The sequence below is a fragment of the Clostridium sp. DL-VIII genome, from assembly GCF_000230835.1.
Taxonomy (GTDB): domain Bacteria; phylum Bacillota; class Clostridia; order Clostridiales; family Clostridiaceae; genus Clostridium.
Genome location: NZ_CM001240.1, coordinates 3412784 through 3428426, shown reverse-complemented (window position 1 = coordinate 3428426; position 15643 = coordinate 3412784). Strand labels below are relative to the sequence as shown.

Sequence of the window (15643 nt, the reverse complement as noted above, 5' to 3'; positions counted from 1 at the left end):
ACCAACTCCTGTAATGTTAACCTTACATAATTAATATAAACTTTTATTTTTTTCATGTCAAGTATACCTTACATAATGAAAAATTATTAAACTATACAGTTTTTGCATCATAATCTAGATGATTAGTATCATTTAATCCTATTAATGATGGACCTAACTCTTTATTAAAAACAATTGTGTTAATACATGTGTTTCCAAGTGCAATCTTATGATACATAGTCATATCCCACTCAAATATTCCTATAAGGCCTGCCTTAATAATCCCTCCATGAGCAACAATTACTATCTTTTCTCCTTTATGTTTTGAAACTATATTAAGTATGCAGTTTCTAGCTCTATTAGAAGCATTAAGAATACTAGAGTCTCCTCCACAAATTTTGCTTTCCTTTTTATCAGTTCTCCAAGTCTTGAAAACTTCTGGATATTTTTCTCTTATATCCTTCACTGTAAGACCTTCCCACTCCCCAAAATTAATTTCTCTTATTTCAGGCGCTATTATCACTTCTTTACTGGTATTTCCTACTAATATATTAGCTGTCTCAAGTGCTCTGCTTAACGGACTTGCATAAATACAATCGAAATTTCCCCTAATCCTATCATTTAACAATCTAGCTTGTTTAATACCATTCTCAGATAACGCGATATCTGTACATCCTTGAAACTTGCCTAAAGTATTCCATTCTGTTTCTCCATGCCTTATAAGCAGTACTGTTGTTTTCATATGTTACCTCTTTCTTTTAAATAATTTATATACATTATAGCTTTCAGATATAATTGTATAAATTTGATCCTTTATATTAGCTTTGTAATCTTCTTTAAAAATAAAGCTTTTTGTTAAAAGATGCTCAAAAAGCTTGTACATACTATAATTATACACACTATAAAAAAAGCGTACCATTTTAATGTATATATGTCAAACTACGCAAATATCTTTATATTTATAAATTAAAAGTGATAAGTATAGAATAAAAGATTAAATTACAAAAGCAACTCTCGTTAAATCCATTTATTCTTAAACCTATCACTTATTATTTCTAATTTATAAATAATTATATATTATCCTTCTTGAGGTGGATATTCTTTTTGTATTGATTCTCCTTTTTGTTCTGATAGTAGATCATCATAATACACAGTAATTATCTCTTGAATGGACTCATCGTTTGTTTTATAAGCTTTAGTTCTTATTTTATTTGCATATTTTCCACTCATGCCATCAAGATATATATTTTTTATAGCTTCTAATATTTTAGGATTGGCTCCTTTCATTTTATTAACATCATACCCCTCCATTCCACTCCATATTGCTATTTGTGTCGCGAAATATGCTTCATTTTCATTATCTAGATTTAATTCAGCTACAGACCTGTTAGGATATCCTGCTGCAACTATATTATTAATATTTTCACTAAGGGCCTCAGGCGTATTAAAAGTTTGACCTGATGGGTAATTCTTATTTATCTCTAAACAATATACAACATTATTACTTCCTTCTATTCTAATTCTTCCAGCAGTGAGATCATATCCATCATATTGAATTGTATATAATGGAGTCTTATCTGTAATAACTTTAAAAGATTCTTGGACATCAGCTCCAACTATAATTCCCATGAGTATAGTAACGCTTATTAAATAACTTAAAAATTTTATAAGTCTTTTCATAATATCATTTCCTCCTATATATCTATTTAGAAATAGTTTTCGTTTAAATTGTTCAATATATTCAAAATTAACTTAAAAAGTTAATTATTTATAATTTCGCTATACATTTTAGTTTTGTCTATTTATAAATTTACTTAATAATAAAATACCCTGTATAGTCTATTTAGCTTCTCAGCATAAATTTAATCGACTTTACAGGGCATCTTTATAAAAGGTTTGAAATTCATGAGAGTGAACTATTTTAAATTTTAAAATACTTCTTTAGTATTTTATCTCACAAATTTCACTAAGTTATGTCATTTCAAAGATACCTGGCATCTTTAAATGCTTCTAGTACATTTTTTGGAGATTTGGCTTATCAACCTAGGTTTTTATAGGCCTTGTTCGTAACTTTCTATCATTCTTTTAACCATTTCTCCTCCAACACTTCCATTTTGCCTTGAAGAAAGGTTTCCTTTGTCTGTGCTTTCATAGTTTGATAATCCTATTTCTGAAGCAACTTCAGTCTTTAATCTGTTTAAACCTGCCTTTGCTTCTGGAATTAAAGTTCTGTTATTATTTGAAGCCATATCTATCTTCCTCCCTTAAATTTAATTTTGCCTGGCAATAATATATTAACCATCATTTTTTAAAATACTCTATTAAAATATTCCCAAAAGTGACATTAAAATGTGATATTAGATTCCTTTAGACAATATTTCTTTATAAAAAAGAGAATATGCAACATCCTGCATATTCTCTATAAATCCTAATAATTTAATTTTATTAAATTATAAACTACATTATCTTATGATAAAGTACAGATATTTTATTCTGCTTCATTCATTATTCCTAATTTATCGAAAATCATAAAACATATACTTAGTACCATGGCCACTAAAGTAGCTAGTCCCATTCCAGTTATTTCAGTACTTCCTAAAGTTAATTTTATTCCACTTAACCCAACAATAAATATTATTGATGTAAGTATTAAATTTCTAGATTTAGAAAAATCAACTTTTTCTTCAATAAAAGTTCTAAGACCTGAAGTAGCAATTGTTCCAAACAATAGCAGACTAATCCCTCCTATAACAGGCGTTGGAATTGTACTAATAAGCGCTGACATCTTACCCGAAAATCCTAAAATTATCGAAATTAATCCTGCCCCACAAATTATATATACACTATATACCTTAGTTAATGCTAAAACTCCAATATTTTCACCGTAAGTTGTTGTAGGTACTGAACCAAACATTCCTGAGATAATAGTAGATAATCCATCTCCAAGTAAAGATCTATGAAGACCTGGATCTTTTGTTAAATCCTTTCCCATAATGCTTCCAGTAACTTTCAAGTGTCCAACATGTTCCGCTACTACTACAAACGTAGCTGGTATTATTGTTAAAATTGCATTTATATCAAAATGAGCAATTTTAATATTAGGGAGTAAAATGAAACTCGCATTGTTTACTGTGCTAAAGTCAACTAATCCCATGAATAATGCTGAAATGTACCCTACTACTACACCTATTAATATAGGTATAATCTTTAAAAAACCTCTCAATAAAACATTGCATAAAACTACTGTAACTAGTGTTATCATAGATACAATTACCCAAGGAACGTTTAATGTCTGAGTATTGCTTCCTCCTACTGGAAAACCTGCCATATCGGCTGCAGTATTGGCTAAACTTAAACCTATTATAGTTATTATAGCCCCCATTGCTGCTGGTGGAAACAATTTATCAATCCATCCTATTCCTGCATATCCAATAATTAATGCTATTATTGAGAAAAGTACACCTACTGCCACAAAGCCACCTTGTATGGTCTCGAAATTATAACCTTGGCTATATAAAAGTAACACTGGTGATATAAATGCGAAACTTGATCCTAAATAAGCTGGAATTTTCTTTTTAGTAAGAAATGCATATAATAATGTCCCTATACCGTTAAAAAACAAAACAGTCGCTGGGTCAATTTTAAAGATAAGGGGCACTAGAACCGATGATCCAAACATTGCAAACATATGTTGAAAGCTTAATGGTATTGCCCTCTTCAAAGAGATATTTTCTGTAAGTCCTATAAATTCATTTTGCTTTTCTAATACTTCATTATTTATCATTTTTTTCCCCCTTCTTAGTTTCTCTGAACTAAATTAAAAGTATGCCTTACACAAGGTAACATAAATATATAGACTTTGTCAATAACATTACGAAAATATTAAGTAATATCTTTAATAGTGCAAAATCATGTAATTTTACTAAAATTTTATTGTTATAATTTCTCTTAATATTGACATCGCTGGAATATTGAAGGTATAATATAATTGAAAAGTAGTTAAATATTATTTACCCCTTATTAACTTACTTTTTTTGAATGACTTATTCCCCTAAGTAAGTCATTCATTTTTTATACAATTATTTATTATCTAATACAAATTTACTCAAAGATGTATAAAACTAAAATACACAATGATTTGAATAAACACATCTATTAAAACCTACTTATATTTTCTTAACTTCCCTATATATAAGTATTATCATTCTTGATAATTAATTTTTAATTTAGTTTTGAGATTATAGAAAAATCAATAATGATAGAGATGTAAAGTGAATAAAGCTAGGGACTATTGAAACCCTAGCTTTATCTTTTCAGAAAGATGAGTGTACTTATGGGACTTTAAAATTATTTTCGGAGTAATCCTAGAATATTATTATTAAAATCATTGTCCATGAGAATCACCTCTTTCATAATTATTGTGTGCAAAACAGAATAAAATATACCTATAATCAATCATAATTATAATTTCTTATATTTAAATGTTATCTAAAGCTTAACATATTTTTTATCTTATCATAACAATTATATTTTATAATTATCTACATGATAAACTTTTTTCATTTATATTTCCTATTAGAAATATTTATATGTAACAGCTTATTACCCCAATAAGCTGTTTTTTATTAACCATTTGAATTATAGACATACTAAAACACTCAAACCTTAAATATCTTTTCGTATAGTTTTTACAAGCAATTTACTATAATATTATTTATCATTTTGATTTTGTTAAAATTTTAAGTAACAAAAAAACACTTTTAATATATTGGTTAAAAATCAAAAAATCAATATATTAAAAGTGTTTCTATTTACATATTTATAGGTTTAAAATTTATGCTTTCATATTCTGATACCAATAAACTAATGACTTTATTGGTATATTGCTTAAAGACGAATTTCATAACCACTCGGTCAAATTAGATGTCTTTATTCTTAAGTCTTAATTTCTCAGCTATTATAGCTATAAATCCACTATTTGGGGGCTTGCCTTTATAATTATGAATTGTATATCTAAACAATCTGTTAGTTTATCCCATTCGTTTTCTTTCCCATGCTTACTAGGTTTTAAAACTTTTAATAAAACAAATTTATTATAATTTTATAGTAATTTTTCTTAATAAAACTGAACTTGATCAGTTGGTTTCAAATATATCACTTTGCTGGACATACTTTTTATGTAATACTATATCTTTGTTTACTACAGTAATAAATTGCTGCATTATAAATATATTTCCTTTTCACTTCTCATTTCTTCACTAACTTCTTTTAATATCCTATTATTCATTTCTACAACCTGTTCTTTGGTAAGCCCCTTTCTTTTGATAGCATTAACAAAAGCATTTGTTATTTGTTCCCAATTATTAATATTATCCGAATGTAATTCGATATCTTTTAATAGTTCATAAATATTTTTATCCATTATTATCTTGCCCCCTATTAATTGAATATTATATACATCATTATAGCGAACTTATGTTCTTGTGTAAATATAGAAATAAAAAAATAAGGGTAATAAACAATATTTCTACTGTCTACTACTCTTAAAAATAATCATTGAGCTTGTAAGAATTCTTCATAGCTTTCTATCTTATCCTCTACATTTGTTTTCTTTAACCAACTGTTATATTTTTTAATGACTTCTTCTACTGTCTGTAAATTAAGTTCATTTTTCTTTTTACTTTCGTATTCAGCATACAAGTTAATCTTCATTAAATTTCCCATATCTATTTCACCTCACTTTATCAATAATATATTATTTTATGTAAATGATATCAGCTTCACTTTTAAAATAAGGATAGTAAAAATTTTGCTTTTAACTATCCTTATTTAAATTTAATGTTTAAGAAAAAATATATTGTAATTATCTTAGGAGTCTAACGCTATTGCTGTTAGCTTAATGTGTAAATTAATATTATCATAAATTCATATTTTATACAATACTGTTTTTATCGGATTTATTGGTTTTTTTAAAAATAGGAGCAATAAAGATTCCACGCTACTCCTCTTACTTTGTAAATATAGATGTTTTCTAATAGACTTAGGAATGCTCATTATTATTACTAATTTCATTTATGCAATAATATACCATTATTAAATATTTAATATATACTAATAATGATTATTAATTCTTTCAAATTAAATTAGAATCCTTTTCAAATAACAAAAGTTTTATTTTCAAATAATTTCTCTAATATTTCAATTTTATTATCATACTTATCAACTTTACGATAATGTTCTTCTATCTTTTCTGCTATTAAATCTTTTTCTCATTTATTAATCTTCATTAATAAACATGACATAATTCTCATGATAACTTATTACTCCCTGATAAGCTATCCTTTTTTTATTTATTTTTTAATATAAAGTTTATATAAATTTAACGAACTTATTATAATACCGTAACAATTGTCTCTTATAATAAGACTATAATAATGATTTAGTTTTTTCATCGTTATTTTTCCCTTAACACACACAGTACAGTAAAAAGGATAGCTCTTTTAATGGGTTATCCTTTTTATTTATAATTTAATATTGAATTAATATATTTGTCATAATACTGTCACAAACCAATAATATAATGAAATCATAAAATATTTAAGAATTATTATTTCCCCTAAAATAATAATATATATAACACAGTATTCAGGATGGCTTGTCAAGAAACAGGTTGTCCTTTTTATTTCTCAACCATTTGCTGTAACTTTTGAATTAAACTATATTAAGTTTTAACGTATAACTTAATTGTTTTAACAGCTAAATTTTTGTAACTCCAATAATCAAAAAAATCTTGAATTTAATCCATTATTTGTTTTGATTTTTTTATAATTCTTGGCAAACAAAAATACCTTTTGTATATTAGTCTTTAAAACAATATACAAAAGGTGTTTACCTAATAATTCAATTTAATAGTTATATACATAGATCAGTAAAATTTATAGCGATTTTTATTATGTTTATCGACATAAGATTTCTGCTAAATGGTACCATGAGGTCAAATTAGCTAACTTTATTCTTAAGTCTTAATTTATCAGCTATTATAGCTATAAATTCACTATTTGTTGGCTTGCCTTTATCATTGTGGATTGTATACCCAAATAGTCTGTTAATAGCTTCTATTTGGCCTCTGCCCCATGCTACTTCTATCGCATGTCTTATAGCCCTTTCAACTCTTGAAGCTGTTGTATTATACTTTTTAGCTATTGATGGATATAATTCCTTTGTTACTGCTGATAACAGCTCCATATCGTTTACTACCATAGTTATAGCTTCTCTTAAGTACATGTATCCTTTTATGTGTGCCGGAACACCTACTTCATGTATTATGTTTGTTATTTCTGTTTCTAAATCTACAGGTGCTTTTGATTTAGTTTCTGATACTGAAGACATCATTGTTGATGATTGATATGAACTTCTAATTGACGTTTCTCTAGTTATATTATTACTGAACATTTCTCTTATTCTCTTTGTAAACACTTCCATATCAAAAGGCTTTACAGTATAATAATCTGCACCAAGAGTTATTGCTTGTTGAGTAATCTTATCTATTAAATTTTTCACTCTAAAATTATATAGTTTTTCCTAATATTAGTTGGTATAACTTATAGATATTAGTTGCTATTATTATATAGCTTTTTTATAAGTAATTCAACTGATAAACTACCAATATATCTATTTTTATATAAATTAAATTCCGAATAATTCCACTAACTAATATTTCTTATTATTGCTATATTATAAGAGCAACTAATACAGCTTCTTAGGATAAAATAAAAAAGAACCTAGTAAAACTTATACTAAGTCCTCTTGCCATTTTCCTTTATCTATTTTTCACTCTTTATTCTTTCCACTGATTCAAGCCAATCATGCCAAGATGCCGTGTCTGCTGTTATCCCTTCACCTATAAGCATTATATCTCCTAATAACCCACCAATATCAACTGAATTAGTTCTTTGATAATATTTCTCTAAAAAATTCACCATTGATTTATAAGCTTCTTCAATTGTTAAATTCATATTATCTTTGTTCACATCTATAACCACCTTTTCTAGGTAATTCATTTTCAAAATCACATGAAGCAACAGCCTTATATCCTATTGACCATAAATTTTCTAGTAGGATTGCTATTCCGAAAATATACTCTTCTTGTTCTATGTTTTCCTTTGGTTCTATATCAAGATAATACCTCGAATAAAAGAAACCATCTTCTTTTCTTGATATTTCCCTTTTATTAAATTCTTCATTTTTTCTTAATTCTATTTCCATTGACTCTGAAATAATCGTCCATCTTTCTATAGCACCAGAAACAATGTCTTTAATTGAATTAAGTACCTTTTCCCTCTCTTCATCAGTATCAATAAATATCTTGCAGTATAAGTTATCATACATACTCATATTGTTATACCTCTATAATTATAATCATATTTTCATATGTTATCTAAAATCCCTTGTGAAATTTCAACTTTTATTTGATTTCTTCTTCAATCTCAATCCCTTTACATATAATATCGTACATACCATATTCATCAAAATATAACCTATAATGTTTTATCTTTTCTACTTCTCCGCCAAACGCTTCATCAATAGGTCTATTTCTTAATTGCCAAGATGTTAGTAAATCACTTTTCATTTTTGAATTATCAACTTCTATTAACCCAAAAGAATAATCCAAAGTATTTATATACTCGCATTCAGTATATGTGAAACTATAGACTGTTTTGAATTTAATTGACACTAGACTACTTATCTCTTCAAAGTCATCTTCATATAAATACTTAATTATAACTTGACTATTTTTCATCTCAATATGCGGTTGTTCGTTACATTGACTTGTTGATTTAGGTAATTGAATTTTCTTCATGTAAATTCCCCTTTTTAAATTTGAAGCGAGTTAATCTTGTCCAACTAGATAACACTCATATATCCATTTCATATATTTAAAACTAAAGAATTTCTTTTGAAAAACAAAACTTGTATTAGTTGGCAACAAAAATTCACATTCATTTAACAAATGATACTTGTCATAGAAATCAATATATGCTCCTTTTGTTCCTTTTGGTAAGTACAGCTTTAGTAAACAATCATACTTACGGCTTTTAGCAAAATTTTCAAGCAAATCAGATACTAGTGTTGTGCTCATAAATGCCTTATCTATGAAAGTATGACCCTTTTTAATTTTAGCATTCTCAAATAATTTTTTAAATTCATTTTTGGAAGTCCAACGCCACACTTGAATGTTTTCTTTAAGTTTCAATTTTGATATTGCATTGTTAATTATATTAATGTTTTCTATAAACTCTTTACTTTGGCTTTTAGGAAATTCTCTCTTTCCTCTTAACATTTGATTGTATACTCTATCCATATTTCCAGAATAACCAGATAATAAATCACTAACATTTTTACTTGCATAACTATATTGGGTTATTTGAATCTTTTCTAACCACTGACCATAATTTTCGTTTACCCACTCCTTAGCTTCATCTTCTGTTGAAAATTCTTTAAATGCTTTGTTATTTAACAATAACACTACCTCCGAGTTGAATATATTTTTTATGACAACCTACTTATAAAATTAAACTTTTACGAGTTCATATGCCTTTTTCATATGAATATTTAGCTTTTATTTATTTCATATCACTTTTTATCAATTTATCTATCTCATATAAAGTTATTTTTCCATCTAAATAACTCCTATTGACCTCATCATTAACAATATTACTGTTCTCTGTTTCCAATATAACTTTTAATCTATCATACTCAGATTGATTTATGTTTATAAGTTTGCTATTGGTCTTAATTTTAAGTCCTCTTTCATAATTGTATGGTGTTTTAAACTGTATTATCTGTATCAATTTTTTCGCAAAAATTATAATTGTCTCAAGTTCATTTTCTAATTGTTTAATATTTAATTTACTACTAATATTATTTTTCATATCATTTATGTTAAATATTAGCATTTCAAGTTCTCTTAATATAATTTTTTCATTTCCTTTAATTGTATCTCGTGTAAGAGTATAGCTATAATCATAAGTATTACAATATGCGATTTTAGAATGAGATAATGCTCTTATATATTTTTTCAAAAAATTCAAAAAACTTTCTTCACTATTTAAATTCCCTACTACTTCTAATTTATTGAATTTCCCCAAAATATGAATATACTCGCTTTTTGTTATTAACGGGCAATAATTCATAGTTTCAATAAACTCAACACTAATTTCCCTTATATTTTCAACTTCAAAATATAAATCTATCAGCCTAATTCGATTTTCTTCACTTACCTCCTTGAGATTAAACCCTTTGAATAATTCAATAAACCATGAAACTCCAAATAATTGTGTAGTTTCGTTATCAACTTCATCACTATCCAAATGAAACATATATTTTCTAAATTCCTTAAACGCACTAACTCGTTCATCTTCATCTCTAAGCAACACAAAATTAATCAATTTATTTGATTGATTTTCATAATTTGTATATTTTGATTTACCACTCTCTAATAAATTCCAAATAACTCTATCTTTTTCTTCATTTTCTATTCTTTCTTTAAAATTTTCAATTGGTTCATTATTTATTAATCGTAAACGTTCCTCGTCGCTATCCGAATCCATTGTTTCTTGTATATTGTAATTAAATATCCTCAACACAAAATAATTTAACTGATTTTGGTAGTTATTAACTATTTTTTCAACTTGATTTTCATCCAATAAATGCGAATTATACATTGATATTAATTCTAAAATTGTATATTCATCTTCTTCAAATTTAAATTTAATTGTATCTAAAACGCTAAATTGCACATTAAATTGTCTATATATCTCAATAAGAAAATGCTTTACAAAAAACAAACCTATTACAGTTTCTTTTGCTCTGCTATAAACATAGTCATTTAAAGCTATACTTATTTCCCCTATGAAATGTTCAATTTTTCTAATGCTAAAATTATTCAATTTGGAAATAGTTAATTCATTAAAATTAAATTTATCTCTTAAAATTATAAATCTACTTATTTGATTATATTCTTTTAGAAAATCAAAATCATTTAAACTCAATATCTCTTCATCTATATTACTTTCATTTAATTTAAATTTTAGAATTTCAAAAAAATTCATTTCAGTTAAATTCATTTTATACGGCATGTACTTCTCTAAATAATTATCCTTAAATCCAATTTTTTCTAAGTTTTTTTCATCATATTGGTATAAAATTTTTATGTTCTTACCAGAAAGTTTTTCTGATAATGCAAATATATTTTTTATAATTTTTTCATCAGAAATTCTATCTATATCTTCATATATTATAAGTATTTTTTTACTTAATTTATTTAATTCAACGCCAAATCCTTTTATTATTTCAGAATAAGAGAAATTTTCTGAGAAAGATATACTCCAAACTTTTTGGAAGCTTACTTCTTTACTCAAAAAATCCTTTAGTTTTTTTGAATACTTAGATAAAATTCTATTCTTATACATAATTTTTTCAATTTCATTTATTAAAATCAATTGCAATTCATTAAGATTACAAGATAAAATATCTATTTCAATAATTTCATACTCATCAGCTACACGTTTTTTAAGTTGATTTACCAAAAAAGATTTTCCATCTCCCCACTTTGAATTTATACTTACAATATTAAATGTATTTAAATACTTCAATAATCTTTCTAAATCAGCTTCTCTTTTAGGCATTAATTTTCTATTATCTGTATCTTCATCTCTGTTTATATATAATACACAAATAGCCACTAATGCACTTATAGTAATCGCTACTAAAATACCTAGCACTATGTTATCAATTAACGACAAATCATAATTAGAACTAAAATATTTTTTTATTATTACAAATGAGATTATATTACCAATTATGATTGATATAAGTGATTTATACATATCTAGACTTTTTTTAATACTAAAGTTTATAAATATTAAAAAATATACTATAGATATACAGATAAAATATCTAATTGTATCTATAGTATTTCCTAACATAAAAAAAATAATTGATGATATAAATGTAGATATAATCATTTTATTAACATATGGTCTTAATTTGTTTAATTTTCCCATGATATATTATTCCTCTCACTTCTAGAAATACTCAATTTTCAAAGTTAAACAAGCCATGTTTCTTCAACAATTATTGTATCATATTAGTACATAAATGCAATTTCATAAATTTTAATACATAAAAAAGGTTCTATCCTCTACAATATAAATATAAATTATAAACTAAATTAATAACATCCCTCAACCTTAAATAAACTTTATCGAAAAAACTTCATCACCTATAAGAATTTCATAGGTATCATCATCTACTTTTTTTATAAAATCTATATCTTCACTTGTTAAAAAACATTGTAATTCTATTGTATCAATGTATTCATAATTTAATAATAGTTTTGCTTCTTTGTTATACTTCTTATATTCTGTATCTAATTTCATTGTTCTATCAAATATTTCATTCCATAATTTTTTAACTTCATTGTCTAATGAATCATAAAACTCTTTATAAACCTCATCTTCAAATTTACTATTTACCTCCAATAAGTCTTCTGTCATTAACTCGTGGCTAGTATTCTCGATATATTCTACTTCTATTGGTTTTTCGTTTATTACTACATTATTATTCTCACCAAAAATAATGTTTAGTTTCACATAATTTTTGCTTTCAACTGAAATTTTCAAATCAATTTTCATGTAGTCTTTAAACTCTTCTTCTTTTCTTAATAACTTGTTATTCATTTTTATTCCTCCTAAATTGTTTTTAATAATTTATTTATGCGTTTGCTTTTCTTTGATATATAAATCAAAGAACACATCAGAAATAGATTCTGATTATGTATATCTATTACAATCTAGTTAGAAGAACAACTTTTTATTTTTCGCTTAACGTTCAATAATTTTTTATTGACTTTATGAAATATTAATAATATACTTAAATTAAGTGTATATAATTTTACTTTTTAGAATATAGTTGATATTATAACATAATATTTACAATTATCAAAGCTTTATATGTTCATAAATTTATTCATTTTTACTTATCATACGTAACTATCTAGTTATTTCTTAAATTCTTAGTATATTTCCTTTTATTTTTACACTTTCTCTTTGTTAGAATTAACCATTTTATTACATACATAAATTAATACTAGTTAAATTTATGAACCGATTCTGAAATATTACATCTGTTTTTAAATATAACAAATTATAGAAAATACCTAAAACTATTCATACCTATATTGTATATTTCCAAGCATAATAAAAGCACCTTCATGTTTAAAGGTACTTCTAACTTATTTATTCTTAATTTCAAATTTGCCACTTCTTCAATTATAATCACTTTTTACAAGTTAATTTTATTATCATAGATACATTTATCATTTTTAATATCAAAATCTGCTAATTTTACGTTACATACTCCTTTATCTTTTATAAAATCTGCAACCTCTTTCGCATAACTTATGTTTAAATTTTTCTTAACCAAATTATATATCTCACTTCCTATTGTGGTAAACTTTGCTATAGGAATATTTATCCTCTGTTCTGTACTTTCAATACAAATCACCTTATCTCCACAAACAAGATAAATTTCTTCATTTGGAGCTAGCTCAAGGCGTAAATTAAATTTAGCTATATTTAATTCCTCTAGTAGTATTCTATCAAGAAATTTAATACCTTTTTTATCCCCAAAATTGTCATCGCCAACTATGCAAGCTATCTCTTTACCACCAAAGCCTAATTCACAGAACTTGGTAACTAGCTTCGCCTCCTCCTTAGATAAATTCCTTATAGCCTCTAAAGTTCTTAATGAATATGATTTTGGCTCTTCAACCTCATCGGACAATATTTTAGCCCATAAATTCTGCATTTCCTCATCAGAAACATCCTGCGCTATATTAAAAAATCTTGTTGCCCAATCTTGGTCAACTGGTTCTGCTGAAACACTTTCTTTTTCTTGAATAAAATCTTGTGCTTTCACTAAAACATTTTCTATATTATCTTGTTTTTTTACTTCTCTAGCCATCATAGTTTCCAAGCTTCTTACTTCTATATTACTACTATCAAAAGCAATTTCTAATTCACCTTTCTTAATTACACAATTTCCTTTAAGCCCCTTCATAGCATCACTTAAAGTTCTTATCTCATCTCCAGTTGCTTTCGCCACTCTTCTTGTTTGCCAAGGTTCAAATGCACACCCCAACGCATTCGAAACAACTTCAATGAGTTTAGTCATCGGCGCGCTTAATCCTCCCAAATCAGATATCAATGATTTTTTTGTTTCTTCATCCATAACCTTATCCCCTTTTTTTATAACATTCTTCTATATTTCTAAAAGACCTGTCCTATCCTTAAATAAATCTATGCATTCATCAGATGTTATTTCATGATTTTTAAACATTTCAAATAGCTTAAGTAATGTATAAGTATCTATAATCAAACTTCCATTTCTAATAGCTAATGCAATTTGGTCTTTATTAATAGGTTGTCTATCCTTATATTCATAATTTCTTTGATGATTCATAATTAATAATGCTTTTACATTCTCATTTATATTTTGTTCTTCAAGTGTATCTTTATAATGATGTAAATGAACATCTAATTGAGATACATGTTCATACTTTACATTAGATGTTACACCTTTGATTTCTCCAATAAAAGTTATATCATCTTTTTTAATTAGAAAATCTTCTTTTTTTTCGTCTTTAAAATCAGATAAATCACAATCTATTAACTGTTCAAGCATCTCAAATACTACTTTTACTAATCCATCACTGTTTGTATGCAAAACTGATTTATATTCATTATTTTTTTTCATACTCTTCTTAGCATTCTCTATTTTCACCTTACATTCTTCTATAGCAATCGTATTAGCTTCAATAACTTCTTTCTGTTGAACATCATCAAACATTTCTAAGTCAGAAATCCATTGAGGAACATCACTTGTATCTTCTACAAATTTTGCAATTTTAAATAAATCTATCATCTCCTCATATGTCTTCAAATTCAATGTTGTTAGCAAAATGTCATTGTCAGTCATACCCTTATACATAATAGAAGTAGTTTTCGAACTTGCTTTTGATTTAGTTACTACATCATAAGTACTGAAAAAGTAAAAAGCCGACTCTATTTCTTTTCCATTAATATCTGTTCTTGTATTTTCATATATAACTCTACATATTTCAAAACCTAATAATTCATATAAAATATTTTTAACTAGTTCATCTAACATGTTTTTTAGTTCTATATAAGAAGAAGAACCATTTCCAAATACTCCATAGTCTCGAATTATAAAGCGTAAATCTTGTGGTAAAATTACAACTATTTTTGTCTTTTCAGAATTTTGTATCATTTTTCTCAAATTTTCAAAATCTGTTATACAGTCAATAGTATTATAATTATTATTACTATTTTCCCAAATTTCTTCTGAACTCAAATCAATAATATTTATTGAAAACTCATCGAGTGATTGTGGTTTTTCAAAACTACTAATCTTAATATTTTTACTATTAATTGAACTTTCTCCACCATAATTCATTAATTGAAACATAATACCACCCCTATATACATAATTATACATTATATCACTAAAAAACCAATTAAAAAATACTATTATGTATTCTAAATAGATTAATACCGTTGACACTCTTTCAAATCAAAATCTC

At 25.8% G+C, this 15643-nt stretch carries 14 protein-coding genes and 2 pseudogenes; all 16 read right to left on the bottom strand.

Going from position 1 to position 15643, the window contains the following annotated elements:
* Window positions 1-91: 91 nt before the first annotated feature.
* The 16 genes and pseudogenes from CDLVIII_RS15815 to CDLVIII_RS15750 all read right to left on the bottom strand — a co-directional run bounded on the left by CDLVIII_RS15815 (window position 92) and on the right by CDLVIII_RS15750 (window position 15528).
* Complete coding sequence (locus CDLVIII_RS15815) at window positions 92-721, bottom strand: histidine phosphatase family protein (protein ID WP_009170452.1); 630 nt, start codon at window positions 719-721, stop codon at window positions 92-94.
* 335 nt (window positions 722-1056) lie between these two features.
* Window positions 1057-1659 carry a thioester domain-containing protein gene (locus CDLVIII_RS15810; protein ID WP_009170451.1) on the bottom strand — a complete coding sequence of 201 codons (603 nt, stop codon included), beginning with the start codon at window positions 1657-1659 and terminating at the stop codon, window positions 1057-1059.
* A 371-nt stretch (window positions 1660-2030) separates the two neighbouring features.
* Entirely contained in the window at window positions 2031-2228 is a 198-nt protein-coding gene (locus CDLVIII_RS15805) for an alpha/beta-type small acid-soluble spore protein (protein WP_009170450.1), read from the bottom strand.
* 239 nt (window positions 2229-2467) lie between these two features.
* The gene (gene uraA / locus CDLVIII_RS15800) at window positions 2468-3763 is read right to left on the bottom strand and encodes a uracil permease (protein ID WP_009170449.1); all 1296 of its coding nucleotides are present in this window, start codon (window positions 3761-3763) and stop codon (window positions 2468-2470) included.
* A gap of 1135 nt (window positions 3764-4898) precedes the next feature.
* Window positions 4899-5036, bottom strand: a pseudogene (locus tag CDLVIII_RS32080) (sporulation initiation factor Spo0A C-terminal domain-containing protein); the annotation flags it as partial.
* 164 nt (window positions 5037-5200) lie between these two features.
* On the bottom strand, window positions 5201-5401 hold the full coding sequence (locus tag CDLVIII_RS15795; protein WP_009170448.1) for a hypothetical protein: 201 nt from the start codon (window positions 5399-5401) through the stop codon (window positions 5201-5203).
* A 131-nt stretch (window positions 5402-5532) separates the two neighbouring features.
* Window positions 5533-5703 carry a hypothetical protein gene (locus CDLVIII_RS31375; RefSeq protein ID WP_009170447.1) on the bottom strand — a complete coding sequence of 57 codons (171 nt, stop codon included), beginning with the start codon at window positions 5701-5703 and terminating at the stop codon, window positions 5533-5535.
* Window positions 5704-6978: 1275 nt separating this feature from the next.
* Window positions 6979-7524 (bottom strand): annotated as a pseudogene (gene spo0A / locus CDLVIII_RS15790) (sporulation transcription factor Spo0A); the annotation flags it as partial.
* A 278-nt stretch (window positions 7525-7802) separates the two neighbouring features.
* Complete coding sequence (locus CDLVIII_RS15785) at window positions 7803-8009, bottom strand: hypothetical protein (RefSeq protein WP_009170445.1); 207 nt, start codon at window positions 8007-8009, stop codon at window positions 7803-7805.
* Window positions 7996-8373, bottom strand: coding sequence for a 1,4-dihydroxy-6-naphthoate synthase (locus tag CDLVIII_RS15780; RefSeq protein ID WP_009170444.1), 378 nt, complete (start codon window positions 8371-8373; stop codon window positions 7996-7998). The genes CDLVIII_RS15785 and CDLVIII_RS15780 overlap by 14 nt, the downstream gene beginning before the upstream one ends.
* A gap of 70 nt (window positions 8374-8443) precedes the next feature.
* Window positions 8444-8839 carry a hypothetical protein gene (locus CDLVIII_RS15775; RefSeq protein ID WP_009170443.1) on the bottom strand — a complete coding sequence of 132 codons (396 nt, stop codon included), beginning with the start codon at window positions 8837-8839 and terminating at the stop codon, window positions 8444-8446.
* A gap of 30 nt (window positions 8840-8869) precedes the next feature.
* Entirely contained in the window at window positions 8870-9499 is a 630-nt protein-coding gene (locus tag CDLVIII_RS15770; protein ID WP_009170442.1) for an ADP-ribosyltransferase, read from the bottom strand.
* 103 nt (window positions 9500-9602) lie between these two features.
* Window positions 9603-12044, bottom strand: coding sequence for a hypothetical protein (locus tag CDLVIII_RS15765; protein WP_009170441.1), 2442 nt, complete (start codon window positions 12042-12044; stop codon window positions 9603-9605).
* Between the two features lie 186 nt (window positions 12045-12230).
* Window positions 12231-12719, bottom strand: coding sequence for a hypothetical protein (locus CDLVIII_RS15760; protein ID WP_009170440.1), 489 nt, complete (start codon window positions 12717-12719; stop codon window positions 12231-12233).
* Between the two features lie 604 nt (window positions 12720-13323).
* A complete protein-coding gene (locus tag CDLVIII_RS15755) occupies window positions 13324-14271 on the bottom strand; it encodes a DUF2806 domain-containing protein (RefSeq protein WP_009170439.1) in 948 nt (315 codons plus the stop codon).
* A gap of 30 nt (window positions 14272-14301) precedes the next feature.
* Complete coding sequence (locus CDLVIII_RS15750) at window positions 14302-15528, bottom strand: hypothetical protein (RefSeq protein ID WP_035301816.1); 1227 nt, start codon at window positions 15526-15528, stop codon at window positions 14302-14304.
* Window positions 15529-15643 lie beyond the last annotated feature (115 nt).

Excerpts from the sequence above, each read along its gene's own strand:
- CDLVIII_RS15815 (WP_009170452.1), bottom strand. The coding sequence starts at position 721 with ATGAAAACAACAGTACTGCTTATAAGGCATGGAGAAACAGAATGGAAT.
- CDLVIII_RS15810 (WP_009170451.1), bottom strand. The coding sequence starts at position 1,659 with ATGAAAAGACTTATAAAATTTTTAAGTTATTTAATAAGCGTTACTATA.
- CDLVIII_RS15805 (WP_009170450.1), bottom strand. The coding sequence starts at position 2,228 with ATGGCTTCAAATAATAACAGAACTTTAATTCCAGAAGCAAAGGCAGGT.
- uraA (WP_009170449.1), bottom strand. The coding sequence starts at position 3,763 with ATGATAAATAATGAAGTATTAGAAAAGCAAAATGAATTTATAGGACTT.
- CDLVIII_RS15795 (WP_009170448.1), bottom strand. The coding sequence starts at position 5,401 with ATGGATAAAAATATTTATGAACTATTAAAAGATATCGAATTACATTCG.
- CDLVIII_RS31375 (WP_009170447.1), bottom strand. The coding sequence starts at position 5,703 with ATGGGAAATTTAATGAAGATTAACTTGTATGCTGAATACGAAAGTAAA.
- CDLVIII_RS15780 (WP_009170444.1), bottom strand. The coding sequence starts at position 8,373 with ATGAGTATGTATGATAACTTATACTGCAAGATATTTATTGATACTGAT.
- CDLVIII_RS15775 (WP_009170443.1), bottom strand. The coding sequence starts at position 8,839 with ATGAAGAAAATTCAATTACCTAAATCAACAAGTCAATGTAACGAACAA.
- CDLVIII_RS15765 (WP_009170441.1), bottom strand. The coding sequence starts at position 12,044 with ATGGGAAAATTAAACAAATTAAGACCATATGTTAATAAAATGATTATA.
- CDLVIII_RS15760 (WP_009170440.1), bottom strand. The coding sequence starts at position 12,719 with ATGAATAACAAGTTATTAAGAAAAGAAGAAGAGTTTAAAGACTACATG.
- CDLVIII_RS15755 (WP_009170439.1), bottom strand. The coding sequence starts at position 14,271 with ATGGATGAAGAAACAAAAAAATCATTGATATCTGATTTGGGAGGATTA.
- CDLVIII_RS15750 (WP_035301816.1), bottom strand. The coding sequence starts at position 15,528 with ATGTTTCAATTAATGAATTATGGTGGAGAAAGTTCAATTAATAGTAAA.